The organism is Pseudomonas frigoris, assembly GCF_047758635.1.
Classification (GTDB): Bacteria; Pseudomonadota; Gammaproteobacteria; order Pseudomonadales; family Pseudomonadaceae; genus Aquipseudomonas; species Aquipseudomonas frigoris.
Genome location: NZ_CP180479.1, coordinates 6,085,504 through 6,110,697, shown reverse-complemented (window position 1 = coordinate 6,110,697; position 25,194 = coordinate 6,085,504). Strand labels below are relative to the sequence as shown.

Here is a 25,194-nt window from a genome sequence, read left to right as displayed (position 1 = left end):
AAAGGACATCATGTCGCAGACAAGTGGGCTTCATGACGGGATCAGCGGTGATCGTGCCGGCCTCATCGCGAGCAAGCTCGCTCCCACATTTGAAATGCGTTCCCCTGTGGGAGCGGGCTTGCTCGCGAAGAGGCCGCCTGCATCACTACAAAGTCTCAGTCGAACATGAACAACGCATCATTGCTGAACTGCGCCTCAAACCGGCTCGCCGGCATCGGCCGGCCGAACAGATACCCCTGAACCTCATCGCAACCATGCTCACGCAGGAAGTCGAGTTGCTCGTGTGTTTCCACGCCCTCGGCGATCACCGCCAGATTGAGGCTGTGGGCCATGGCAATGATCGCGCGGGCAATCTGCGCATCCTGCTCACCCGACGGCAGGCCGTCGACGAAGGTGCGGTCGATTTTCAGCACGTCGATGGGGAACTGCTTGAGGTAGTTCAGCGATGAGTAACCGGTGCCGAAGTCGTCGACCGCAATGCTCAGGCCGAGATTTTTCAGCCCGGCGAGAATCTGCATCGCTTCGCTGACTTCGCGCATCAGGATACTTTCGGTCAGCTCCAGCTCCAGGCACGCCGGCGGCAGGCCGGTTTCCTTGAGGATGGTGGCGATCCGCGTCCCGAGTTGGCCGTCGGAGAATTGCCGGGCCGAAATGTTCACCGACACCTTCGGCACCCGGACCTTGGCTTGATGCCAGGTCTTGAGCTGACGGCAGGCCTCACTGATCACCCAGTCGCCGACATCCACCACCAGCCCGAGCTCTTCGAGCACAGGAATGAAGTCTCCCGGCGGCACCAGACCACGTCGCGGATGGCGCCAGCGCAGCAAGGCTTCGGCGCCGGTCAGGCGTTTGCCATCGCCGCTGAACTGCGGTTGGTAGTACAACACGAACTCGTCCTGCTCCAGGGCGTGTCGTAAGTCGCTTTCCAGCTCCAGACGCTCCAGGGCGCTGGCGTTCATATCGGCCTGATAGAACTGGAAGTTGTTCTTGCCACGCTCCTTGGCGTGATACATCGCGGTGTCGGCGTTTTTCATCAGCTGGCTGAGTTCGTTACCGTCCTGAGGGCTCAGGGCGATGCCGATACTGGCCGTGACGAAGAACTCGCGGCCTTCAAGCACGAATGGTTTCACCAGGCTGGCGAGAATCTGTTCGGCCACATGAATCGCCCGGTTCAAGGCAATTTCACGGTTGGCCCGCGGTTGCAGCAGCAAGGTGAATTCATCGCCGCCCATGCGCGCCACGGTGTCGTCATCATCGACACAGCCGAGCAGGCGCGTGGCCATTTCCTTGAGCATGCGATCGCCGGCTGCGTGGCCCAGGGAGTCGTTGATCGGTTTGAAGCGGTCCAGGTCGAGGAACATCAGCACGACCCAGGACTTCTGCCGTTCGGCCGATTGCAGCGCCGTGTGCAGGCGATCCTGGAACAGCGTGCGGTTGGGCAGGTGGGTCAGGGCGTCGTAATAGGCGAGGCGGTGAATCCGCTGCTCACTGGCCTTGCGTTCGCTGATGTCGCTGAAGAAGCACACGTAGCTGGCCAGATCGCCTTCGTCATCCAGCACCGCCGTGATCCCGACCCAGGCCGGGTAATGCTCGCCATTGCGTCGTTTGAGCCAGACTTCGCCTTCCCACGTGCTGTGCTGATGCAATTGCTTGAGCACGTAACGCAGATGGGCTTCCTGCTGATCGTCGACGGTCAGCATGTTCGGTAACTGGTCGAGCACCTGCTCCACCGCATAACCGCTGACACGGCTGAAGGCTTCGTTGGCCTGGACGATGTAGCCGGCCGGGTCGGTAATCAGGATCGCAGAAGTCGAGTGCTCAAATACGGTCGCGGCCATGCGCAGGTCTTTTTCGGCCCGGCGTTGCTGGCTGATGTCGCGACCGACGCCCAGCACGCCTTCGAATGCACCGTGTTCGTCCCAGACCAGCACCAGCCGCAGTTCGATAGGGATCTTGCGCCCGTCGGCCCGCAGGCAGTCGAACAAAAACAGTTGGGTCTGCACCTGACTGCGCAACAGCGCCAGTTGGTCGGGTTTGTTCAGCGCTTTGCTGACCCGGTCCATCAGGTTGTAAATACCGGTCAGCTGTTGCGGGTTGGCAATGGTCGATTGCCAGCCGTTCTGGAAAATCCAGTCGGCGTCGTAGCCCAGCACAGCTTGCACCGACGGGCTGACGTAGTTGAGCGCCAACTTGCTGTCGGTTGAGAAAATCACATCGCTGATGCTTTCGGCGAGCATCCGGTAACGCTGCTCGCTGTCGCGCAGGGACTCACTGGCTTCGATCTGATCGGTGATGTCCTTGGCCACGCCGATGATCCGCGTGACCTGATCATGCTTGTCCCGCGCCAGCGCCTGTTCGCGGATGTCGAAACGCCGCCATTTGCCGTCCCGGTGGCGGAAGCGCAGCTGGCATTGCATCAATTGTCTGTAACCGGCCTGGCGCTGGGTTTGGCGCGAGCGGTGGTAGAAGTCCGCATCTTCGGGGTGCAGCAGAATTTCCCAGAAATACTCGCCCATCTGGTGCAGTTCGGTGCGGTTGTAACCGAGCGTCTGGCCCAGGTGGTGGTTGCTGAAAATCATTCGCTGGCTGATCACGTCCTGCACGTACAGATGATCCGGCACGGTGCGTACCACGTCGGACCAGAATCCTTCGCGCTCCAACAGCGACAGTTCGACGAGCTTGCGGCTCGTGATGTCGGTGATGCTCAGGATCACCGCTTTATAGTCGTCCTGGTCTTCCGGCAGACGCAGGACCAGCCACAAGTGCTGGTCGCGGCCATTGGCGTCCTGCAGTTTGATTTCCAGTTCAAGCTGTTTCTGCTGGTTGAGCACCGCGTCGAGCACTTGATCGCCGATGGCGGCGCCGTCCTGCGGGTTGCCGTCGATCAGCAGTTTCCAGGCTTGATCGCAAGCGTTGACGTTGAGCAGTTGCAGGGCGACCAGGTTGACCTCGGTGATGCGCAGTTCCTGCAGAAGTTGCTGGCGTTGTTCCGGTGTCTCGAGCCAGGCCTTCAGGTGCTCGCTGCTGTGCAGCTGAGCCTTGTCGAAGACGCTTTTGAGCCCGAATACGTCGAGTACACACAGTGCGACACCGGTGCCTTCGAAAATATCCTGGTAGCGTCGACGGCCTTCGTGCACCTGGCGTTGGCGGCGGCGCATGTTCAGCAGGGCGATAAATGGCAGCAGGGAGAAGGCCAGGCCCAGAAGGCATTTGCCAATGAACGCCGGCAGCAGGTGTTCGATCACCCGTTGCCGGTCGAACAGCCCGCGCAGTTGCCAGTCGCTGCTGCTCAGGGGCACTGTCAGCACGCTGTTGGCCACATCGTCCTCGGTCAGTTCACCCGACTTGGCCAAGGGTAGTGACTCATCGCGACTGATGACTTGGTGATTGAAGCGGTTTTCTACCAGCCACAGCGGGCGGATACCCGCTTCGTTTGGTTTGGTCAGCGACGAGAAAAATGTCGGCGTCAGGCGCAGAACCCAGTAGCCGCGGGTGCTACCGCTGGCTTGATGCAGCAGCAGATGCACCACCGAACCGTCATTGGCATTGCTGAAATAATGGGCCTGGGCGTGACTGCGCCGGACCAGTTCGCTCAGGTACTCGGCGTCGTCGCTGTCGTCGGCACTGTCGTTGAGGACTTTGCCGGAGGGGCTGAGTAACGCGAGGCTGCGCAGGTCGGGCAAGGATTTTTGCAGTTTGCGCAACAGCGCCTGCTGTTCGTCGGCGCTTTGCGGTTGTTCGACGATCGGTAGCAGGTTGAGGGCGATCTGGGCGTTGAGCGCCATGTTCAGGCTGACTTGCGAGGCCAGATCGGCGGTGTAGTCGATGGTGTACTGACGCTGGTTTTTCTGGGTTTCGCGCAGCTGATCCAGCAACTGCCAGAACAGCAGCGCGAGCAGCAACAGAACGAGCGCCGCCAGCGCGCCCTTCAAGGAGCCACGCAGGGGTGAGCCGGTCGCAGGATTGAGTGCGCTCACGGAAGAAGGTGGGGAGACATTAGACAAACTGTAATCCTGCGGTTTGGCTGGACTGGCGCGACGTGCACTATAAGCCGGACGCCCGGAGGGCGGCTAGCATGCCCTGAGTTGTGGCAAAGTGCCAGTCCCGCTCGGCTGGACTGCCTTCCGTCAATCAGGTAGCTTTGCCGGTTACGCGGGAGCGTTCCAGCTCCTAGAATTTGGCTTTTTCAGCGCGCACGCATTGATACCCATCAATCGGACGACGCGCACGGCCTGGCCGGGCATCGCCCGCGCCCCAATCATTCATCGTTCACTGACCCTAGGTTCTCCATGGCTCAATACGTATTCACCATGCATCGGCTGGGTAAAGTTGTTCCGCCGAAGCGGGAAATCCTGAAAAACATTTCGCTGTCGTTCTTCCCGGGCGCCAAGATTGGCGTACTCGGCCTTAACGGTTCGGGTAAATCCACGCTGTTGAAAATCATGGCGGGCGTCGACACCGAGTTCGACGGCGAAGCCCGTCCGATGCCGGACCTGAACATCGGCTACCTGCCGCAAGAACCGATCCTGGACCCGACCAAGACCGTGCGTGAAGTGGTTGAGGAAGCGGTCAGCGTGATCAAGAACGCCCAGGCTCGCCTGGACGAGGTCTACGCGGCTTACGCTGATGAAGATGCCGACTTCGACAAACTGGCCGCTGAACAAGCCAAGCTCGAAGCCATCCTGCAAGCCAGTGACGGCCACAACCTGGATCGCCAACTGGAAGTCGCCGCCGATGCGCTGCGTCTGCCGGCCTGGGATGCCAAGGTCGAATTCCTGTCCGGTGGTGAGAAGCGTCGTGTGGCCCTGTGCCGCCTGCTGCTGTCCGCACCCGACATGCTGCTGCTCGACGAACCAACCAACCACCTGGACGCCGATTCCGTCGCCTGGCTGGAGCACTTCCTGCACGATTTCCCGGGCACCGTGGTCGCGATCACGCACGACCGTTACTTCCTGGACAACGTTGCCGGCTGGATCCTCGAACTCGACCGTGGCGCCGGTATCCCGTACGAGGGCAACTATTCGGGTTGGCTCGAAGCCAAGTCCGATCGTCTGGCTGCCGAATCCAAGCAGCAGTCGGCCCACGAAAAAGCCATGAAGGAAGAACTGGAGTGGGTGCGCAAAGGCGCCAAGGCCCGCCAGTCCAAATCCAAGGCTCGTCTGCAACGCTTCGAAGAAATGCAATCGCAGGAATTCCAGAAGCGCAGCGAAACCAACGAGATCTACATCCCGGCCGGTCCACGCCTGGGCGACAAGGTCATCGAATTCAAGAACGTTTCCAAGGGTTATGGCGATCGCGTGCTGATCGACAACCTGTCGTTCTCCATGCCTAAAGGCGCCATCGTTGGCGTGATCGGCGGTAACGGTGCTGGTAAATCGACCCTGTTCCGTATGCTGATGGGCAAGGAAGCGCCGGATTCGGGCAGCATCGAAGTCGGCGAAACCGTGCAACTGGCGTGCGTCGATCAGAGCCGCGAAGACCTGGACGGCAGCAAGACTGTGTTCCAGCAAATCTCCGACGGCTCGGATCAGATCCGTATCGGCAACTACGAGATTCCGTCGCGTACCTACGTCGGTCGCTTCAACTTCAAGGGCGGCGATCAGCAGAAGTTCGTCAAGGACCTGTCCGGTGGTGAGCGCGGTCGCTTGCACCTGGCCCTGACCCTGAAAGAGGGCGGCAACGTCCTGCTGCTCGACGAACCGTCCAACGACCTCGACGTTGAAACCCTGCGTTCCCTGGAAGAAGCCCTGCTGGACTTCCCGGGCGCTGCCATTGTGATCTCTCACGATCGGTGGTTCCTTGACCGCGTCGCGACTCACATCCTGGCGTACGAAGACGACTCGCAAGCGGTGTTCTTCGAAGGTAACTACACCGAGTACGAAGCCGATCGCCGCAAACGCCTGGGCGAAGCCGCGACTCAGCCGCATCGTGTACGGCACAAGAAACTGGCCTGATTTCAGGTTGGTTGCATGAAAGAACGGAGCCTTCGGGCTCCGTTTTTTTATGGGGTTTCAGATAGGCCGCAGCGCGGCCATCGTCGGAACGCCGCCCGGAGCAAGCTCGCTCCTACATGGATTTAAGTAGGCCGAAAATCTTCAATCCAATGGAGATCTACTGTGGGAGCGAGCTTGCTCCGGGCGGCGTTCTGACGATGGCGCCTTCAAGCTCACCCAATTTCTATGCCCAAAACCTCAATCACCAAATCCCCAGCCGGCCGCTTCCACAGCACTTCATCCCCGACCTGCGCCCCGAGTAACGCCCGACCCAAAGGCGAACCCCAGTTGATCAACCCACTGGCAGCATCCGCCTGATCCTCGCCGACCAACTGCACACGCTGCTCGTTGCCTTGTTCATCGGCAAACGTCACCCAGGCGCCAATCTGTACTTTGTCAGACGAAGAGGCCGGGACGACTAACTGAGCGCTTTGCAATCGTTGATTGAAATACCGCCAGTCACGCTCAAGGTCGGCCTGGCGCTGTTTGTCGGCCAGTTCACCTTTGGCACTCTGTTCATTGAGCAGGTTTTGCACGTCGGCAAGTTTCGCCTGAAGTTGGGCGAGTCCGGCTGGGGTGACGTAATTGGGCTGCGCACTGACTTGTCGTTCGACGGGCTGATCGGCTTGCGCGGCGGCGTTATCTTCATTGACGAAGGCGCGACTCATGGTTGTCTCCCGTTATAGGGTTTGGGCCATGGTCGCAGGCTTTTAGTTTCGACAGATATCTGTCAGCGACTTATTGCGAGCGAAAAGCACGAGCGGCGTCCTGATCCTTCTGCTGCTGCCAGGCCTTTTCGCGCTCGTCCCAATGGTGGCTGCGATAATCCTCACGATCCTCGCTTTCGCGCATCGCCTGACACTGACGGAAGCCATCGCTCCAGCCCTCGGCGTACTGCTTGTCCTTGAGGTAACGCGGAACGTTTTTACGAAACTCTCCGGTGATTGCCCCCGCCGCTTGCCGGCCACTGCTGCAACCGTCATCGAAGCCATCGGCGAATGCCGGTGGATAACCCTTGGCGATCAAATCCTCGTGGGTCGTCTGGCAACCCGCGATCAACATCAGCAACCCCGCCACGCCCACGCAACGCCACATCTCAGACTCCCAGACCGTCAACGGCCTATAGGAGAAGTCTAGGAGTGGATTCGTGAGCGGGATGTGAAAGAAAGATCAAAAGATCAATAGTGATACCACTTCACCTCAAGCATCACTTCGTTCTCGGGCGAAGCCAGGTGGCTGAATTCTCGCTGGGCACTCAGGCGCAAACCCAGGTTGCGCGACAATTCCCACTGCTGATTCAGACTCACGCTACGGCGCACTTCGCCGTTGGTGAAGAAGTCGCCCTTGGCTTCCAGGCTGAAGTTGCCCAGCGAGTTTTTCCACAGCACGCCGCTGTTGAAACCTGCCGCCGGCGCGATGAAACCGGCAAAGTCGTTGTTGTGCTCAACGCGCACGGTGCCCAAAGCAAAGCCGAGCATGTCGTCGCCCAGTTGCCAGGTCCCGCCGCCACCGCCATTGACGTGGCTGACCAGGGTTTCGTCGTCATGCTTGCCCGGCACGCGCTCCAGGCCGCCGGTAACTTGCCACGAGAGTGGCTGCAGCAATTCATTGCGCGGGGTCAGGGAACGGATGGTCGCCAGGTCCAATTGCTGCAACTGCCAGTGATTGCCTTCGTACTGGCGCAGTTTCATTTGCAGGATTTCAATCTGCGCGCCGAGGGGGAAGCTCTCGGCGTTGTCGTTGAGGTCGTGATAAGCCATGCGCAAGCCATACTCGCCAAAGGCCTTGTCGCCCCGAGTGCCGATGCCGGCCTGCCAGGTGCGCGATTCATGGCCATCCTCAGGCAGGCCGGGTTGCGGGATGTCCAGTTCCGGTGCCGGATTCTGGTTGATCGCCCGCAGCAATTCGAAACTGCGCTGCGCCCGTTGCGGATCGCGTTCCTGGCCGTTGGCGCGGTAGCGCTCCAGGCGATAGGCCGCGTCGATGATCAGCGCCTGACGATCCTTGGGTTGAGCCTTGAACGCCGGTTCCTGTAACTGCTTCTGGTCGGCGCTGACTTTCAGCACCCACTCCTGTTCTTCATTGGTCAACGGCTCGGCGCGGCTCAACAGTTCACGTTCGCGAGACGGTCGATACTGAATGGATTCCACCAGTCCGGCTTCTTTTACCGCTTTGACGGTGTCCGTAGGAATCGCGGTCAGCGGGAACTGTTCGGTCAATCGCAGGCTCGGGCGGGCGACTTGCAGCAGTTCCAGCAGACGATAGGAGCAGTTTTCGTCGAAGAAGAAATAGTCGAACTGGATCTGCTTGAGCTCCCAGACGTGCTCGACCATGCGCTCGGTTTCTTCCTGGGTCAGATTAAGGCGGTACTCCCACAGATCACGGTTCTCGAGACTGCGGTACTCCGAAAGTTTTTCCTGATAAGGCACCAGGGCAAACAGACCAGGATAGCCGCCCATCAAGCCTTTCCAGGCATACAGGATGCTGTTGTCCGAGCCTTCGATGTACGCGCCGAAGTTGATCGCATAGCTGAGCAGGGCGGTTTGATCGCTCTGTACATTGGCCTGGTCGATGCGCAGCAATGTGTGGCCGAACATCGATGACGGACTGTTCAGATACGCTGCCGGGAAAATCATCACCGCACTGTGGGGCGAAACATCCTTGAACCATTGCTTGAATTCAGTGCAGGGAAGCGTCGGCAGATCGGTCAGGTTGAGCTGTGCCTTGAGCCAGCGGGTGCGGGCCGGGTAGACGCATTGCGCATGTTTTTCGCCAGCACTGGCCGGGGCGTAGAGCGCTTGCACGGTCGCCGCCAGCTCGCGGTCAGGATGTTCATTGCCGTCGGCGGCGAGGAAGAATTTCTTGTCGCTGACATAGCTGCGCCAGCCGCCGAGTTTGGCGGTTTCGTAGTGACCCAGGGAAGTCCAGAAGGGGTCATTGGCCAATTGCTGCAAACGTTGATTGTCGATTTTGGGCGTGGCAGACAGCGGGGCGCAGACACAGAGCGCCAGCCAGGCAAGGCGTTTGAGCATAGTGGGCAACTTAAGTCGAAAGAAACAAAGACCCAGCGCGGTTGATGCCATTTGTCTGTAGGAGCTGTCGAGTGAAACGAGGCTGCGATCCTTTGATCTTTAAAAGCAAAGATCGCAGCCTCGTTTCACTCGACAGCTCCTACAGTTGAATGACATTACCCAAAGAGGGGCAGGTCCAAAAAATAAAGCCCGCTCCCCGAAAGGAGCGGGCGGGTCGAGCTTAAGCTTGAGTGGCGTATTTGGCCAGACGCGGATCGCTCTTCAGAACGGCCAGGGTGTTGGTATGCACGTCGTCAGCGGTCACGTCAGCCTTGCTGAATATCTGCTGGAAGTGCTCATGAGTGACGGCGGCGAAATGCGCACGGTCTTCCGGCGCCACGCCCAGTACCACGGCGTAAGTGGTCAGCGCTTCGCCCTGACCCTTGGCCATGTCTTCAGACAGCTCGTTCATCATGCCATTCATGGCAATCCAGGATTTGCCGCCATAGGTCAGCGACGCATTAGTCGCGCAACCGTTGGTACCGGAGGTCATACCGAAGGTTGCGTTGCCGGAAGTGCCGTTGGTGGTGGATGCCAGGAAGTGAGCCGGGGTGCCACGCTGACCTTCGAACAGCATGTTGCCCCAACCGCAATCCGGGCCGCCTGGCGCCTGAGCCATGGCATTGAGGGATACAGCGGTGAAGAGAGTACCGAGAAGAATCCGTTTCATAGCTTTGTTCTCTTTATGTGCATACCAATGGACAAGGGGTCTGGCCCAATCCGGCGCCAGTGGGCCAGTTATTAATCCAGCCGCGCAGTTTGGAGTTTAGGCACGATCCCGGGGTTCCGTGATTTTTTGCAAAACATTATTGAAAACATTGATTTGGCCCCGTCCCGCTTGGGGATGCCGCTTTGTCTATGCTTTGGCTAGAGGCGCGCCTTGCAAGTGAGGTATGGGCAGCGCCAGAATGCCGCTATCTGCCCCGCCTGATGTAAGGAAGCCCGATGCCTGATCCTGTTGCTGCCAGCTTGCGTCTAGCGCCCGAAGCGCTGACCCGTCCGTTTTCCGCTGAACAGTTCAGCTTCTCTACCACCAATGATTTGGAGCCCTTCCGCGGAGTGCTTGGCCAGGAACGTGCGGTCGAAGCCTTGCAATTCGGTGTGGCAATGCCACGCCCCGGTTACAACGTATTCGTCATGGGCGAGCCCGGCACCGGCCGGTTTTCGTTCGTCAAACGCTACCTGAAAGCCGAAGGCAAACGCCTGCAGACCCCGGCGGACTGGGTCTACGTCAACAATTTCGATGACCCTCGCGAGCCTCGCGCACTGGAGTTGCCGTCGGGCACCGCCGGTGCCTTTATCGATGACATCAACGGCTTGATCGACAACCTGCTGGCGACTTTTCCGGCCGTGTTCGAGCACCCGTCCTACCAGCAGAAGAAAAGCGCCATCGACCGCGCCTTCAACCAGCGTTACGACAAGGCGCTGGATGTGATCGAGCGCCTGGCGCTGGAGAAGGACGTTGCGCTGTACCGCGACAGCACCAATATCGCGTTCACGCCGATGAGCGAAGGCAAGGCCGTGGACGAGGCCGAATTTGCCCAGTTGCCGGAAGCCGATCGCGAGCGTTTTCACGACGACATTTCATGGCTGGAAGAGCGGCTGAACGAAGAACTCGCCAGCCTGCCGCAGTGGAAGCGTGAGTCGAGCAATCTACTGCGCCAGCTCAACGAAGAAACCATCACCCTGGCCTTGCAACCCTTGCTCGCGCCGCTGTCGGAAAAGTACGCGGAAAACGCCGGCGTTTGCGGTTACCTGCAAGCGATTCAGGTGTATCTGCTCAAAACCGTGGTCGAGCAACTGGTCGACGACAGCAAGACGGACGCCATCGCCCGCAAGCTGCTGGAAGAGCAATACGCGCCGAGCCTGGTGGTCGGTCATCCGTTCAGCGGCGGTGCGCCAGTGGTCTTTGAGCCGCACCCGACTTACGAAAACCTGTTCGGTCGCATCGAGTACACCACCGATCAGGGCGCGCTCTACACCACGTATCGACAGTTGCGTCCGGGTGCGCTGCACCGCGCCAACGGCGGCTTCTTGATTCTTGAAGCGGAAAAAATGCTCAGCGAGCCATTCGTGTGGGATGCGCTCAAACGCGCGCTGCAATCGCGCAAACTGAAAATGGAATCGCCGCTGGGCGAGATGGGCCGTTTCGCCACCGTGACCCTGACACCGCAACACATTCCGCTGCAGGTCAAAGTCGTCATCATTGGCGCCCGACAGCTCTACTACACGCTGCAGGACCTCGATCCGGACTTCCAGGAGATGTTCCGCGTCCTGGTGGACTTCGACGAAGACATCCCGATGGTCGACGAAAGCCTGGAACAGTTCGCCCAGTTACTCAAAACCCGCACCTCCGAAGAAGGCATGGCGCCGCTGACCGCCGATGCGGTGGCGCGTCTGGCGACTTACAGTGCTCGCCTGGCTGAGCACCAGGGGCGTTTGTCGGCGCGGATCGGTGATCTGTTCCAACTGGTCAGCGAGGCGGATTTCATTCGCCAACTGGCCAGTGACGAAATGACCGACGCCGGGCACATCGAACGTGCGCTCAAGGCCAAGGCCACGCGGACCGGGCGCGTCTCGGCGCGGATTCTCGATGACATGCTGGCCGGGATCATCCTGATCGACACCGCAGGTGCGGCGGTCGGCAAGTGCAACGGGCTGACAGTGCTGGAGGTCGGTGACTCGGCCTTCGGTATACCGGCGCGGATCTCCGCCACGGTCTACCCGGGAGGCAGCGGCATCGTCGATATCGAGCGTGAGGTCAACCTCGGTCAGCCGATTCACTCCAAGGGCGTGATGATCCTCACCGGGTATCTGGGCAGCCGATACGCCCAGGAATTCCCGCTGGCGATTTCCGCGAGTATCGCCCTGGAGCAGTCCTACGGTTACGTCGATGGTGATAGTGCATCGCTGGGCGAGGCTTGCACCTTGATTTCGGCACTGTCGAAAACCCCGCTCAAGCAGTGTTTTGCGATCACCGGTTCGATCAACCAGTTCGGTGAAGTGCAGGCGGTGGGTGGGGTCAACGAGAAGATCGAAGGCTTCTTCCGGCTCTGCGAAGCCCGCGGGTTGACCGGTGAACAGGGAGCAATCATTCCCCACGCCAACGTTGCCACGCTGATGCTCGACGAAAAAGTGCTGACGGCGGTGCGCGCGGGGCAGTTCCACGTCTACGCCGTGCGCCAGGCTGATGAAGCCTTGAGCCTGTTGGTCGGCGAGCCGGCCGGTGCGCCGGACGCCGATGGCCAGTTCCCTGAAGGCAGTGTTAACGCGCGAGTGGTGGAACGCTTGCGGGTCATCGCAGAAATGATCAGCGAAGAAGACCTCAAGGAAGCCGAGAAAGAAGCTGCGCAGGAAGCACTGGTCGAGGCCAAACCGGCTTGATACAAATCTGAGGTCACCTCAATCCCCTGTGGGAGCAAGCTCGCTCCGGGCGGCGTTCCGACGATGAGGCACTGACATTCAACATCTCTGTTGGCTGACAGTCCGCTATCGCGAGCAAGCTCGCTCCCACATTTGACTTGGGTGAATCATGAAAAGTGCCATCAGTCTGGCGTCAATATTCACACAATGACCATTCGGCGCCTTTCGGTCTCACTTGACGTGCTAGTCAGACTTTTCCTCTATTCTCAGGTCAAGGATATCGACAGTAATCACTGGATCGAGACAGTCCTCCCGTGGGGGCTGAATACCGGATCTACCGAGGGTCGCCGCCATGTCGCGCAACCTCTGCCTCACCCGTCAATGCCTGGGCCTTGTGACCCGTATCGAGTGTGCCATCCGCCCATTGGCGGGGGATACGGGCATGTGGACCTTACTCTTCGCCGCCGGAATGGAAGGTGAACAACCTTCTGCCATCAAAGCCCAGGGCCCGTTTCATGGCCCCTTTGTGGCTGAGTCGATCCTCGACACCATCGTTGAAAGTCTCACCCTGCACGGCTATGAGCTGGCCGATGATCCGCAAATCTGGTGCCTGCACCTGCAAGCTCAGCTGCGGGAAATCAATGGTGGCCGCTGCCGTAACCCTGGAGGTTTCGAGTTTCGGCCCGAGCACTGAACAGGCTATTGAGCAAGGCTGGACGTGTCCGCCTTGTCGAGTTTGACCTCGAAGCCATATTGCACGGTGGAGAGATCGGTTCGTTGATAGGTTTCCAGGCGGGCAGGCTGCCCGTAGAAATAATGCACCCCCAATAATGCCGGGCCTTCTGCGCTCGCATCGTGGCTGACCGAAAGAATCTCCTTCAGATAATTGCCGCTGTCGTCCTTGGCGAAGAAACGCCAGTCCTGGGCGGGAAACTGCTTCAGATCAACCATCAGCGCATTGCCCTTGAGCACCAGGCCTTTGGGCAACTGGCGGGCGTCGATGGTTTTCTTTTCGACGGTGGCGAGAAACAGCGGCATGGAGCCCACCGCGTAAGCCGGGGTTTCTGGAAACAGGTTCAAGTCGTAGGTGATGGTGCCGCGCAGGGGATCGACCTGGTAAGCCTCAGGCGGCAATTCGATCGGCTCATCGCGTTTGCCGTTACCGTCTTCGGTAAAGAAACTGACCGGGCTTTCGCCGGGGGTGAAGGAGGTGCCGAGCAGCTCATCATTGAAGCTTTTGGGGTGATCGAACTCGATGCGCGCGGCGCTGGGGTCTTCGACCGACTGGCTGATGCGGATGCTTTTTTTCAGTTGTTCCTCGCCAAGTGTGGCGCCCTTGAGCCAGATCGTGGCCTGGTCGTCGTACACCACCACTGGCAGCGTCAGTGGCTGGATGGTCTTTTGCGTGGTGTGTGGGTCGAAGCGAAGTACCGGCAGGTTCAGGTCCTTGCGGGTCACCGTGGCGGTTGAATAGTCCAGTACGCTGACCTCAAGCGTTTCGATCGGCCCGTTGAAGTACACCTTGGAATAATGGTGGCTCTGTTGCTTCTCAAAGGCGCGCTGCTCTTCATCGATCTGTTTCTCGAAGCTCTCGCTCCAGGCTTTCTGCTGTTGCATTTTCGCCAGTTGCTTTTGATAGAAGGCTATTTGTGCGGCGGTTTCGTTGATCGAGCCTGAGCGCGAGAGAAATTGCCCGCTGCTGTCCTTGGCCTGGACGATCAGCGGGTTCAGCGGTGTTTCGCTGACCTCGGGGGCCAGTGGCGCGCTGTTGTTGAATTCGATTTCGGCGTAGTTGTTTGCAAGGTTCAGCAGGTTGACGCTGAGGTTGTCGTTGGTGCGAGTCTGGCCAACGTCCTTTTTCGTCAGGTCGAAACTGTAGAGCCGGCGCGGCGCGATGACTTCCACCTTGCCTTGCAGGCTCACTGGTTGTGGCTGGTTCTTGTTTTCGACATCCAGGCCATCGATGAAAGGGTAGGTCACCGTCAGGTCGTCGGGGTTGGTCAGGTTTGAACTCGATGGGCTCAGTTGAATGCCCGGATCGGTTTCTGACCATTCCGGCTGAAACGGGATGACGCGTTTATTGCTCAAAGTCACCGATTGCCATTCAAGACTATGGGGAAAGAGAAACGCGACCGGAATGTTGAAGTTGAAAGGGAACACCGGTTGCAGATCGGTCAGGTAGTCGGAACTGGAATCTTTGTGCAGCACGAACAGGCCGTTGATGTAGGTGTCGACCAAGGCTTGGGGCGTCGGATAGTGCTTGAGGACGGCGAGGGCGTCTTCGCCATATTCTGTTTCCACCGGTTTGCTGTCGAGCTTGAGTTGCGCACGCTCGAGCAACAACAGTGAGCCGCCGAGTTCAGCCACGGCTTCCTTGAGTTTTGGGTCCTGAATCGCATCCAGAGACTTCTCGAACTGCGCAGTTTTTTCCTCGAGGCTGACCTGGCGCTTCTCATCGCTGGGTGAGCAGGCGCTCATCAGCAAAGCCAGGCAAATTCCGGCGCTCGTTAAAGGCAATCGCACATCCATTTCCCGTCTTCCTGTCCGATGTCGCTGAGCTGTCAATGCTTTGGACACTAGCAGAAAAACCTTGTCACACACGCGCAGGTTGCGGATTTCCCAACGGTTTCTGGCTGCTTCTGGGTATAGACAGGTGGCTGGTATACTCGCGGCCATTTCCAGGCCTTGTGTGAGATTTAATGGAACGCTTTATCGAAAATGCAATGTACGCCAGCCGCTGGCTGCTGGCGCCGATCTACTTCGGTCTGTCCCTCGGGCTGTTGGCCCTGGCGCTGAAATTCTTCCAGGAAGTCTTCCACGTCATCCCTAACGTGTTCTCGATGGCCGAGTCGGATCTGATTCTGGTGCTGCTCTCGCTGATCGACATGGCGCTGGTAGGCGGTTTGCTGGTGATGGTGATGATTTCCGGTTACGAGAACTTCGTTTCCCAACTGGACATCGACGACGACAAGGAAAAGCTCAACTGGCTGGGCACCATGGATTCCTCTTCATTGAAGATGAAGGTGGCCGCTTCCATCGTGGCCATTTCGTCCATCCACCTGCTGCGGATTTTCATGGACGCCAAGAACGTCGATCCCGAGCATTTGAAGTGGTACGTGATCATCCACATGACCTTCGTGATTTCGGCGTTTGCCATGGGTTATCTGGATAAGCTGACCAAGCACTGATCGCTTTTTATCGCTATACCAAACCGCCCGTCTGTTGCGAAACAGACGGGCGGTGTCGTTTGTGGCTTGTACTTTGATGCGCCGAGGCCTATGCCTGTAAGGATCTTGGCTCGCCACTGCGTGAGGTGCGTTTATGGACCTGAAAGAGTTGAATGCTTATGCCATCGCCGGGAAGGTTGATGAACTCAACCTGATTTCGATGGAAGGCGGGATCTACCTGTTGGAAGCGCGGATGCATGGCGCGGCGTATCCGCTGAGTGATAACCACGGCCAGATGTTTCATCTTCGTTCGGTCGAGCATGCGCGTGAAGTACTTCATGCCTTTCCCAGCTTGCCGTTCAACCTTGTGCACGTTTCGGTTCATGACGAGATGTGTGGACTCGGTGCTAGCTCCGAGGGAAGCCTGAAGGTACCGATTGCGTGGCAGCACTGACGGCTCTCATCAACGCAATGACATCTGTGCTAGTCTGCTGGCCCTTTTGGTTCCGGGCGCTCCGGGACGCGCTGTGCACGCACGGCTAGTTCCAGGGCCGTCCGCACAGCGGAGCAGTGTCATGTCCGAAGTAAATCTGTCCACCGACGAAACCCGCGTCAGCTACGGTATTGGCCGTCAGCTGGGCGATCAACTGCGCGACAACCCGCCACCGGGCGTTAGCCTGGACGCGATCCTGGCAGGCCTGACCGACGCTTTCGCCAGCAAGGAAAGCCGTGTGGGTCAGGAAGAAATGTCCGCGAGCTTCAAGGTCATTCGCGAAATCATGCAAGCTGAAGCAGCTGCCAAAGCTGAAGCCGCTGCTGGCGAAGGCCTGGCATTCCTGGCTGAAAACGCCAAGCGTGACGGCATCACCACCCTGGCTTCCGGCCTGCAATTCGAAGTGCTGACTCAAGGTGAAGGCGCCAAGCCAACCCGTGAAGATCAAGTGCGCACTCACTACCATGGCACTCTGATCGACGGCACTGTGTTCGACAGCTCCTACGATCGTGGTCAGCCTGCAGAATTCCCGGTTGGCGGCGTGATCGCTGGCTGGACCGAAGCCCTGCAACTGATGAACGCCGGCAGCAAATGGCGTCTGTACGTGCCGAGCGAACTGGCTTACGGCGCTCAAGGCGTTGGCAGCATTCCGCCGCACAGCGTACTGGTATTCGACGTCGAACTGCTCGACGTTCTGTAATCCCAATGTGGGAGCGAGCTTGCTCGCGATAGCGGCATAACAGTCGACAGAGATGTTGAATGCTAGTCAGTCATCGCGAGCTCGCTCCCACAGTTTTTTGCGACGATCTTCATATTTCAAGCTTGTGGTGCAGTTCGCTTGTCGGGCGCAACGCCCGGGCATAGCAGAACAGAAACAGATTGCGCACCAGTTCCTTGAGCACCACCGGCTCGCTGGAACTCAAGCCATTGACGTCCAGATCCCCCTGATCCTGCAGCTCGTTCAAGGCTTCTTCTTCAAGCACTGCACAGACTTCCCCGGTTTCCCGATGCAGGATCCTGAGGTAAGGGTGTGGGCGGTCCAGCCAGGCATCGATCAAATAAGTCATGGGTCTCATCTCCATTGATTGGTTTAAATGAGAATAATTCTTATTCATCAAATAGCAAGGACCTATTGGCGGTTTGTGTTTTTTTAAGGGTAAAGGTTGCGTAAGGTCAAAACGGCTGGCGTTTGGCTATTGCGAGGGTTTGTTGGGCGAAGCGGGGGAGGGTGAAGCACCATCCCACGCAGGACGCGGGATGGAATACAGCAGGCTCAGACTTTTCTGACGAACTCGGATTTGAGCTTCATAGGGCCGATGCCGTCGATCTTGCAGTCGATGTCGTGATCACCATCGCACAGGCGGATATTCTTGACCTTGGTGCCGACCTTGACCACTAGCGAGGTGCCTTTGACCTTGAGGTCCTTGATCACAGTGATGGTGTCGCCGTCCTGCAGGACGTTGCCGACCGAATCCTTTTTCACGGTGTCATCGGACACTGCTTCGGCTTCGCCGCTGGCGGACCACTCGTGGGCGCACTCAGGGCAGATCAGTTGGGCGCCGTCTTCGTAGGTGTACTCGGAATTGCATTTTGGGCAGGGTGGCAACGTGCTCACTAAAGCTCCTTGGATTGGGGGGCGCTAAAAGTCGCACATTGTATAGGGTTTTATCGGAGGAGGGGCGCACAGCAAAAGATCGCAGCCTTCGGCAACTCCTACAGTGTTTTGTGTACTCCTGTAGGAGCTGCCGAAGGCTGCGATCTTTTGATCTTGCTTTGAATATCAGTGCGTGCGGGCGACCGCAAATTCGCTCAACTCGACCAGAGCATCGCGGTATTCGCTGGCAGGCAGCGCGTCGAGGCACTTGATCGCGCGGGCGACGTAGTCACGGGCCAGATGCGCGGTGTAATCCAGCGAACCTGAGGCTTCCACGGCTTCGCGGATGCTTTCCAGGTCTTCGATGCCGCCTTTCTGGATTGCCTTGCGCACCAGTGCAGCCTGCTCCGGCGTGCCTTCGCGCATGGTGTAGATCAGCGGCAGGGTCGGTTTGCCTTCAGCCAGATCGTCACCGACGTTCTTGCCCAGGGTTTCGGCGTCGCCTTTGTAGTCCAGCAGGTCGTCGACCAATTGGAACGCCACACCCAGGTGATCACCAAACGTACGCAGGGCTTCTGTCTGTTCCGATGTCGCTTCGCAGAGCGCTGCAGCACTGTGGGTCGAGGCCTCAAAGAGCATCGCGGTCTTGCCGCGGATGACTTCCATGTAGGTTTCTTCGGTGGTGCTGGCGTCACGAACCTTGGACAGCTGCAACACTTCGCCTTCGGCGATGATGCGCGTGGCTTGCGAAAGGATTTTCATCACCGGCATGGAGCCCAGTTCGACCATCATTTCGAAGGACCGCGAATACAGGAAGTCGCCCACCAGCACGCTTGGCGCGTTGCCCCACATGGCGTTGGCGGTCGAGCGGCCACGGCGCATGCCGGACATGTCGACCACGTCGTCATGCAGCAGGGTCGCGGTGTGCAGGAACTCGATGGTCGCGGCCAGCAGGCGCAGGTCATCGCCTTCGCGACCCAGAGCCTTGCCACACAGCAAAACCAATAGAGGGCGCAGGCGTTTACCGCCAGCCGAGGTAATGTAATCGCCGATTTTCGATACCAGCGGCACTCGGGAAGTCAGCTGCTTCTTGATGATGCCGTCGACGGCGCGAAAATCGTCCGCCACCGCGCGGTAGAAAGCTTGGGGTTGCATCAGCGACAGTTGCTCCAGAAGGGTTGCGCGGCATGCTAGGACCCACGTCGGCGGGTGTCAAGGTACGATGGACGGCCTCTTGCATCGCCCCGGCAGCTTGCGTACAATCGCGCACCCTGAACTTCCTGGGCAGCACCTGCCTTACGCAATTGCAAACAGGCCTTCCAGCCCAATGCAGCCATGCCAGCCAATACCTCTTCTTATAAAGAGCTGGGTGAGCAGGATTATCGGAGAAATACCATGTCGTACGCAGTAATTGTTACTGGTGGCAAGCAATACAAGGTCGCCCCAGGTGAATACCTGAAGATCGAAAAACTGGAAATCGCTACCGGCGAATCCGTTACTTTTGATCGCGTTCTGTTGGTCGCCAATGGCGATGACGTGAACATCGGCGCTCCAGTTGTTGCTGGCGCTACCGTTGTGGCTGAAGTGATCTCCCAAGGTCGTCACGATAAAGTCCGCATCATCAAGTTCCGTCGTCGTAAGCACCACATGAAGCGTATGGGCCACCGCCAGTGGTACACCGAGATCAAAATCACCGGTATTCAGGCTTAATTTCAGCCTAATTCCTCACTAGGAGAATTGACTCATGGCACACAAAAAAGCTGGTGGTAGTACCCGTAACGGTCGCGACTCAGAAGCCAAACGCCTTGGCGTGAAGATGTATGGCGGCCAGGTTATCATTCCGGGCAACATCATCGTGCGTCAGCGCGGCACCCAATTCCACGCCGGTTACGGTGTTGGCATGGGTAAAGATCACACTCTGTTCGCTAAAATCGACGGCGTGATCAAGTTTGAAGTAAAAGGCGCTTTCAACCGCCGTTACGTGAGCATTGTCCCGAAGACTGAAGTTGTCGCGGCATAATTACGTAGTTGCTGGAAAAGCCCTGTCTCGCGACGGGGCTTTTTCGTTTGTGGGGTGAGTCTCTTGCAAAGCTGTTTGTGATGGGCTCCAGCGCTGGATTTGCGGTCGTTGATTGAGGTCGCTGCGCTCATTTTTGCAAGAGTCTTATGTCTTAGTGTTTTTCGGCTCGTCCGTATGACGAGAGGCGTTTTGTTATGAAGTTTGTTGATGAAGTATCGATTCGAGTAAAGGCCGGCGACGGCGGCAACGGTTGCATGAGCTTCCGTCGCGAGAAATTCATTGAAAACGGCGGCCCGAACGGCGGTGACGGTGGTGATGGCGGCTCGGTCTACATGATCGCCGACGAAAACCTCAACACCCTGGTGGACTACCGTTACACCCGGCACTTTGATGCCGAGCGTGGTTCCAACGGCGGCAGCACTGACTGCACCGGCAAGAAAGGTGAGGAGCTGGTGCTGCGTGTTCCGGTCGGCACTACCGTCATCGACTCCGCTACTCAGGAAGTGATCGGCGACCTGACCAAGGCTGGCCAGAAACTGCTGGTGGCTCACGGCGGCTGGCACGGTCTGGGTAACACCCGTTTCAAATCCAGTACCAACCGTGCTCCGCGTCAGACCACTCCGGGTAAGCCGGGTGAGGCGCGTGATCTGAAGCTGGAAATGAAGGTATTGGCTGACGTCGGTCTGCTGGGCTTGCCGAACGCTGGCAAAAGTACCTTCATTCGCTCGGTGTCGGCCGCCAAGCCGAAAGTCGCCGACTACCCGTTCACCACGCTGGTGCCGAACCTGGGTGTGGTCAGTGTCGATCGCTGGAAAAGCTTCGTGGTCGCGGACATTCCGGGTCTGATCGAAGGTGCTTCCGATGGCGCAGGCCTGGGGATTCGCTTCCTCAAGCACTTGTCGCGTACGCGTTTGCTGCTGCACCTCGTGGACATGGCGCCGCTCGATGACGCCAGCGCCCCGGATGCTGCTGAAGTGATCGTCAGCGAGTTGACTAAGTTCAGCCCGTCCCTGGCTGAGCGTGATCGTTGGTTGGTGCTGAACAAGTGCGACCAGATCCTCGAAGAAGAGCACGATGCTCGCGTCAAGGAGATCGTCGATCGTCTGGAATGGACTGGTCCGGTCTACGTGATCTCGGCCATCTCCAAGCTGGGCACCGAGCGTCTTTGCCACGACATCATGCGTTACATGGAAGATCGTGCTGATCGCTTGGCTAACGACCCGGTTTACAAAGAAGAATTGGCCGAACTCGATCAGCGCATCGAAGACGAAGCCCGTGCTCAGCTGCAGGCCCTGGATGACCAGCGTGCCCTGCGCCGTAGCGGCGTGAAGTCGGTCCACGACATCGGCGACGATGATTGGGACGAAGAAGATGTGGATGACGAAGACGGTCCGGAAATCATTTACGTGCGTGACTGATTCGTTGCAGTAAACTTAAGCGCCGCTCAATCGAGCGGCGTTTTAGTATCTGGAAATCGGTAGTCACGAATAACGTTACGGACAGCGCTGGGTCGCGCTGTCCTCAAGCTAAGGTTGAAGATGATGCGGAGCAAGGTGACAGGTGCGCAGCGTTGGGTCGTGAAGATCGGCAGCGCTTTGCTGACGGCGGACGGTAAGGGCCTGGATCGCGCGGCAATGGGTGTTTGGGTCGAGCAGATGGTGGCTTTGCATGAGGCTGGCGTCGAGCTGGTGCTGGTGTCCTCCGGGGCGGTGGCGGCTGGCATGAGTCGCTTGGGCTGGACCGTACGACCCAGTGCGATGCACGAGTTGCAGGCCGCTGCCGCCATCGGTCAGATGGGGTTGGTGCAGGCCTGGGAGTCGAGCTTTGCCGAGCATGGCCGGCATACCGCGCAGATTCTCCTGACCCACGACGACTTGTCCGACCGCAAGCGCTACCTGAATGCCCGCAGCACCTTGCGCGCGCTGGTTGAGCTGAAGGTAATTCCGGTGATCAACGAGAACGACACCGTGGTTACTGATGAAATACGTTTCGGCGACAACGACACGCTCGCGGCGCTGGTGGCCAACCTGGTCGAGGCTGATCTGTTGGTGATTCTCACAGATCGCGATGGCATGTTCGACGCCGATCCACGCAACAATCCCAACGCTAATCTGATTTATGAGGCGCGCGCTGATGATCCGGCGCTGGATGCGGTGGCGGGCGGTACCGGTGGTGCGCTGGGTCGTGGCGGCATGCAGACCAAATTGCGTGCTGCGCGGCTGGCGGCTCGTTCCGGTGCGCATACCATCATCGTTGGCGGGCGTATTGAACGCGTGCTGGATCGCCTCAAGGCGGGCGAGCGCATCGGCACCTTGCTGTCGCCTGAGCGCGGCCTGTTGGCGGCGCGCAAGCAATGGCTGGCCGGGCATCTGCAAACCCGCGGCACGCTCGTGCTGGATGCCGGTGCGGTGACGGCGCTGTCCAAAGGCAACAAAAGTTTGCTGCCTGTGGGGGTCAAACTGGTCCAGGGCAGCTTCCGTCGTGGCGAGATGGTGGTTTGCGTGGCGCCGGACGGTCGTGAAATCGCCCGGGGCCTGGCCAACTACAGCGCGCTGGAAGCACAAAAAATCATCGGTCAGTCGTCTGAGGCGATTGTCGGTCTGTTGGGTTACATGGCGGAGCCGGAACTGGTTCACCGCGATAACCTGATCCTGGTCTGAAGGAATACCTGAATGCGCGTGGCAAAAGGATTGTTGGGTCTGCTGTTGGCGATGCCGCTGCTGGCCTCGGCCGAGGAGATTGGTCAGGTGTCGACGGTGTTCAAGTTTGTCGGCCCGAACGACCGCATCGTCGTTGAGGCGTTTGATGATCCAAAGGTTGAGGGTGTGACTTGCTACCTGTCGCGAGCCAAGACGGGTGGCGTGAAGGGTGGTTTGGGGTTGGCTGAAGATCGCGCGGAAGCGTCTATCGCTTGTCGTCAGGTCGGGCCGATCAGCTTCAAAGGAGAGTTGAAGGATGGTGACGAGGTGTTCAAGGAGCGCACTTCGCTGGTGTTCAAGACCATGCAGGTGGTGCGATTCCTCGACAAGAAGCGCAATACGCTGGTGTATCTGGTCTATAGCGATCGTGTGATCGAGGGTAGTCCGCAGAATGCGGTCACCGCCATCCCTATCCTGCCGTGGGCGAGCGCCCAGTAATCTGACGCAAATCGAAATGTGGGAGCGGCGGTGCGACGATTCGACTTGCTCGCGAAGGCGGTGTAACAGTCAACGATGATGTTGAATGTTATGGTCTCTTCGCGAGCAAGTCGAATCGTCGCACCGCCGCTCCCACATTTTTTTGCGTTATAGCTGCCAAATCGCAGGCAATAAAAAACCGACCCTGAGGTCGGTTTTTTAACAAGCTTATCGCTTATGCGGCAACAGCAAGGTTCAGAGCCTTGACGTGACCGTTCAGGCGGCTCTTATGACGAGCAGCCTTGTTCTTGTGGATGATGCCTTTATCGGCCATACGGTCGATAACTGGCACGGCCAGAACGTAAGCAGCTTGAGCTTTTTCAGCGTCTTTTGCGTCGATGGCCTTAACTACATTCTTGATGTAGGTACGAACCATGGAACGCAGGCTGGCGTTGTGGCTGCGACGCTTCTCAGCCTGTTTTGCACGTTTTTTGGCGGAAGGTGTGTTGGCCACCGTCGAGCTCCTCGAAAGACTTTTTAGGAAATAGCAAACAAAATAGGCCGCGAATCATGCCGATGAGTTGATGTCTTGTCAAGGGCGGTTGAGACGTTCCGCTAAGTGGTAGGTATAAAGAGGCGGGATATTTATTTCCGGCGCTTGACCTGTAAACTCGCGAGCTTTGGCTCTGTGCTGCTGCGGCGCGGAGTATCGCATAAGTAGGCGCTTTGTTCGCCTGCTGTTTATCGACAGGCACAAACTCTTTCAATGAATCTGCTCAAATCGTTGGCCGCCGTCAGCTCTATCACGATGCTTTCCCGGATTCTGGGGTTCGTTCGTGACACTCTCATTGCGCGCACATTTGGCGCCGGGATGGCGACTGACGCCTTCTTTATCGCCTTCAAACTGCCCAATCTGCTGCGGCGGATCTTCGCCGAGGGGGCTTTTTCCCAGGCATTCGTGCCGATTCTTGCCGAATACAAAAGCCAGAAGGGCGAGGAGGCGACGCGAACCTTCATTGCCTACGTCTCGGGCCTGCTGACGCTGGTACTTGCGTTGGTCACCGCGTTGGGCATGATCGCTGCGCCGTGGGTCATCTGGGCGACCGCGCCGGGTTTCACCGATACGCCGGAAAAATTCGAGCTGACGGCCAGTCTGTTGCGCGTGACCTTTCCTTATATATTGCTGATCTCCCTGTCTTCATTGGCCGGGGCGATCCTCAATACCTATAACCGCTTTTCGGTGCCGGCCTTCGTGCCGACCCTGCTCAACGTCAGCATGATCATCTTTTCGGTGTTCCTGACGCCGTACTTCGATCCGCCGGTCATGGCGCTGGGCTGGGCAGTACTGGTGGGTGGTCTGGCGCAATTGCTCTATCAGCTGCCGCACCTGAAAAAGATCGGCCTGCTGGTGTTGCCACGACTGAACCTGCGTGACAGCGGCGTCTGGCGGGTCATGAAACAAATGTTGCCGGCGATTCTCGGTGTGTCCGTGAGCCAGATTTCGCTGATCATCAATACCATTTTCGCCTCGTTCCTGGTCGCCGGTTCCGTGTCATGGATGTACTACGCCGACCGTTTGATGGAATTACCGTCCGGTGTGCTGGGTGTGGCGCTGGGTACGATTCTTCTGCCGACCCTGGCCAAGACCTACGCCAGCAAGGATCGCCAGGAATACTCGCGAATCCTCGACTGGGGTCTGCGCCTGTGCTTCATGCTGGTGTTGCCGTGCTCCCTGGCGCTGGGGATTCTCGCCGAGCCGCTGACGGTTTCTTTATTCCAGTACGGCCAGTTCAGCGCGTTTGACGCCTCCATGACCCAACGGGCGCTGATCGCTTATTCGGTCGGTTTGCTTGGGATTATCGTGATCAAAGTGCTGGCGCCGGGCTTTTATGCGCAACAAAACATCCGCACGCCGGTAAAGATCGCGATTTTTACCCTGATCGTTACCCAGTTATTCAACCTGGTGTTGATCGGCCCGCTGGCCCACGCCGGTCTGGCGCTGGCCATCAGCATCGGCGCGTGCATTAACGCCGGGCTGCTGTTCTATCAACTGCGCAAGCAGCAGATGTATGAGCCGCAACCGGGTTGGGCGAAGTTCGGCTTCAAGCTAGTGATTGCAGTGTTGGTGATGTCTGCTGTGTTACTGGTCGGAATGCATTTCATGCCAGCCTGGGATCAAGGGCATATGCTGGAGCGGTTCCTGCGTCTGGGCGCATTGGTCGTTGCCGGTGTGGTGGCTTATTTCGGCATGTTGCTGTTGATGGGCTTCCGTTTGCGAGACTTCAATCGCAAAACGCTGAGCTGAGGTCACGACCTCGATAAACACGGGCGAGTCGACGGTTTTGTCGGCTCGATCACTTTGGGTTACGGTGTTGCC

22 protein-coding genes are annotated in these 25,194 nt (G+C 58.3%); 12 read left to right on the top strand and 10 right to left on the bottom strand.

All coding sequences use genetic code 11. The features are described from left to right. Positions 1–155: 155 nt before the first annotated feature. Positions 156–4,004 carry a sensor domain-containing protein gene (locus ACMXYH_RS28195; RefSeq protein ID WP_415765604.1) on the bottom strand — a complete coding sequence of 1,283 codons (3,849 nt, stop codon included), beginning with the start codon at positions 4,002–4,004 and terminating at the stop codon, positions 156–158. A 285-nt stretch (positions 4,005–4,289) separates the two neighbouring features. Between ACMXYH_RS28195 and ettA the strand changes: the two genes are divergently transcribed. Beyond that, positions 4,290–5,954 carry an energy-dependent translational throttle protein EttA gene (gene ettA / locus ACMXYH_RS28190; RefSeq protein WP_415765603.1) on the top strand — a complete coding sequence of 555 codons (1,665 nt, stop codon included), beginning with the start codon at positions 4,290–4,292 and terminating at the stop codon, positions 5,952–5,954. A 212-nt stretch (positions 5,955–6,166) separates the two neighbouring features. Here the strand turns inward: ettA and ACMXYH_RS28185 are convergent, their stop codons facing one another. The 4 genes from ACMXYH_RS28185 to ACMXYH_RS28170 form a co-directional block, all read right to left on the bottom strand. Next, entirely contained in the window at positions 6,167–6,661 is a 495-nt protein-coding gene (locus tag ACMXYH_RS28185; RefSeq protein WP_129441064.1) for a GreA/GreB family elongation factor, read from the bottom strand. A gap of 70 nt (positions 6,662–6,731) precedes the next feature. Further along, a complete protein-coding gene (locus ACMXYH_RS28180) occupies positions 6,732–7,088 on the bottom strand; it encodes a hypothetical protein (protein ID WP_129441066.1) in 357 nt (118 codons plus the stop codon). 83 nt (positions 7,089–7,171) lie between these two features. After that, the gene (locus ACMXYH_RS28175; protein WP_415765602.1) at positions 7,172–9,025 is read right to left on the bottom strand and encodes an Lnb N-terminal periplasmic domain-containing protein; all 1,854 of its coding nucleotides are present in this window, start codon (positions 9,023–9,025) and stop codon (positions 7,172–7,174) included. A gap of 220 nt (positions 9,026–9,245) precedes the next feature. Then, positions 9,246–9,734 (bottom strand): DUF3015 domain-containing protein, encoded by a 489-nt coding sequence (locus tag ACMXYH_RS28170; RefSeq protein ID WP_129441070.1) that lies wholly within the window; start codon positions 9,732–9,734, stop codon positions 9,246–9,248. Positions 9,735–10,009: 275 nt separating this feature from the next. On the opposite strand from ACMXYH_RS28170, the gene ACMXYH_RS28165 reads away from it, so the two are divergent. Continuing rightward, complete coding sequence (locus tag ACMXYH_RS28165) at positions 10,010–12,448, top strand: Lon protease family protein (protein WP_129441072.1); 2,439 nt, start codon at positions 10,010–10,012, stop codon at positions 12,446–12,448. Between the two features lie 331 nt (positions 12,449–12,779). Beyond that, positions 12,780–13,121, top strand: a complete 342-nt coding sequence (locus ACMXYH_RS28160; RefSeq protein WP_129441074.1) for a hypothetical protein — start codon at positions 12,780–12,782, stop codon at positions 13,119–13,121. Between the two features lie 5 nt (positions 13,122–13,126). On the opposite strand, the gene ACMXYH_RS28155 is transcribed toward ACMXYH_RS28160, so the two are convergent. Then, positions 13,127–14,956, bottom strand: coding sequence for a hypothetical protein (locus tag ACMXYH_RS28155; RefSeq protein ID WP_415765601.1), 1,830 nt, complete (start codon positions 14,954–14,956; stop codon positions 13,127–13,129). Between the two features lie 170 nt (positions 14,957–15,126). On the opposite strand from ACMXYH_RS28155, the gene ACMXYH_RS28150 reads away from it, so the two are divergent. The 3 genes from ACMXYH_RS28150 to ACMXYH_RS28140 all read left to right on the top strand — a co-directional run bounded on the left by ACMXYH_RS28150 (position 15,127) and on the right by ACMXYH_RS28140 (position 16,787). After that, positions 15,127–15,615 carry a TIGR00645 family protein gene (locus tag ACMXYH_RS28150; RefSeq protein WP_033054284.1) on the top strand — a complete coding sequence of 163 codons (489 nt, stop codon included), beginning with the start codon at positions 15,127–15,129 and terminating at the stop codon, positions 15,613–15,615. Positions 15,616–15,748: 133 nt separating this feature from the next. After that, on the top strand, positions 15,749–16,048 hold the full coding sequence (locus ACMXYH_RS28145) for a DUF6482 family protein (RefSeq protein WP_056742834.1): 300 nt from the start codon (positions 15,749–15,751) through the stop codon (positions 16,046–16,048). A 121-nt stretch (positions 16,049–16,169) separates the two neighbouring features. Beyond that, positions 16,170–16,787, top strand: coding sequence for an FKBP-type peptidyl-prolyl cis-trans isomerase (locus ACMXYH_RS28140; protein WP_415765600.1), 618 nt, complete (start codon positions 16,170–16,172; stop codon positions 16,785–16,787). Positions 16,788–16,896: 109 nt separating this feature from the next. Here ACMXYH_RS28140 and ACMXYH_RS28135 read toward each other — a convergent pair whose 3' ends face one another. From ACMXYH_RS28135 to ACMXYH_RS28125, 3 genes are all read right to left on the bottom strand, one after another. After that, positions 16,897–17,154: a PA4570 family protein gene (locus ACMXYH_RS28135; protein WP_129441078.1), complete on the bottom strand. Its 258-nt coding sequence runs from the start codon at positions 17,152–17,154 to the stop codon at positions 16,897–16,899. Between the two features lie 206 nt (positions 17,155–17,360). Continuing rightward, positions 17,361–17,702: a zinc ribbon domain-containing protein YjdM gene (locus ACMXYH_RS28130; protein ID WP_008154270.1), complete on the bottom strand. Its 342-nt coding sequence runs from the start codon at positions 17,700–17,702 to the stop codon at positions 17,361–17,363. A 165-nt stretch (positions 17,703–17,867) separates the two neighbouring features. After that, positions 17,868–18,836: a polyprenyl synthetase family protein gene (locus ACMXYH_RS28125; RefSeq protein ID WP_415765599.1), complete on the bottom strand. Its 969-nt coding sequence runs from the start codon at positions 18,834–18,836 to the stop codon at positions 17,868–17,870. Between the two features lie 240 nt (positions 18,837–19,076). On the opposite strand from ACMXYH_RS28125, the gene rplU reads away from it, so the two are divergent. The 5 genes from rplU (at position 19,077) to ACMXYH_RS28100 (ending at position 22,838) form a co-directional block, all read left to right on the top strand. After that, on the top strand, positions 19,077–19,391 hold the full coding sequence (rplU, locus tag ACMXYH_RS28120) for a 50S ribosomal protein L21 (protein WP_003176051.1): 315 nt from the start codon (positions 19,077–19,079) through the stop codon (positions 19,389–19,391). 34 nt (positions 19,392–19,425) lie between these two features. Beyond that, the gene (gene rpmA, locus ACMXYH_RS28115) at positions 19,426–19,701 is read left to right on the top strand and encodes a 50S ribosomal protein L27 (RefSeq protein WP_003215862.1); all 276 of its coding nucleotides are present in this window, start codon (positions 19,426–19,428) and stop codon (positions 19,699–19,701) included. A gap of 194 nt (positions 19,702–19,895) precedes the next feature. After that, complete coding sequence (gene cgtA, locus ACMXYH_RS28110; protein ID WP_010467530.1) at positions 19,896–21,119, top strand: Obg family GTPase CgtA; 1,224 nt, start codon at positions 19,896–19,898, stop codon at positions 21,117–21,119. 123 nt (positions 21,120–21,242) lie between these two features. Continuing rightward, complete coding sequence (gene proB, locus ACMXYH_RS28105) at positions 21,243–22,361, top strand: glutamate 5-kinase (RefSeq protein ID WP_059402007.1); 1,119 nt, start codon at positions 21,243–21,245, stop codon at positions 22,359–22,361. Between the two features lie 12 nt (positions 22,362–22,373). Beyond that, positions 22,374–22,838: a CreA family protein gene (locus tag ACMXYH_RS28100; RefSeq protein ID WP_076029692.1), complete on the top strand. Its 465-nt coding sequence runs from the start codon at positions 22,374–22,376 to the stop codon at positions 22,836–22,838. 214 nt (positions 22,839–23,052) lie between these two features. On the opposite strand, the gene rpsT is transcribed toward ACMXYH_RS28100, so the two are convergent. Then, complete coding sequence (gene rpsT, locus ACMXYH_RS28095) at positions 23,053–23,331, bottom strand: 30S ribosomal protein S20 (RefSeq protein WP_008154937.1); 279 nt, start codon at positions 23,329–23,331, stop codon at positions 23,053–23,055. A gap of 252 nt (positions 23,332–23,583) precedes the next feature. Between rpsT and murJ the strand changes: the two genes are divergently transcribed. Further along, positions 23,584–25,122, top strand: coding sequence for a murein biosynthesis integral membrane protein MurJ (gene murJ / locus ACMXYH_RS28090; RefSeq protein ID WP_415765598.1), 1,539 nt, complete (start codon positions 23,584–23,586; stop codon positions 25,120–25,122). Positions 25,123–25,194: the final 72 nt, after the last annotated feature.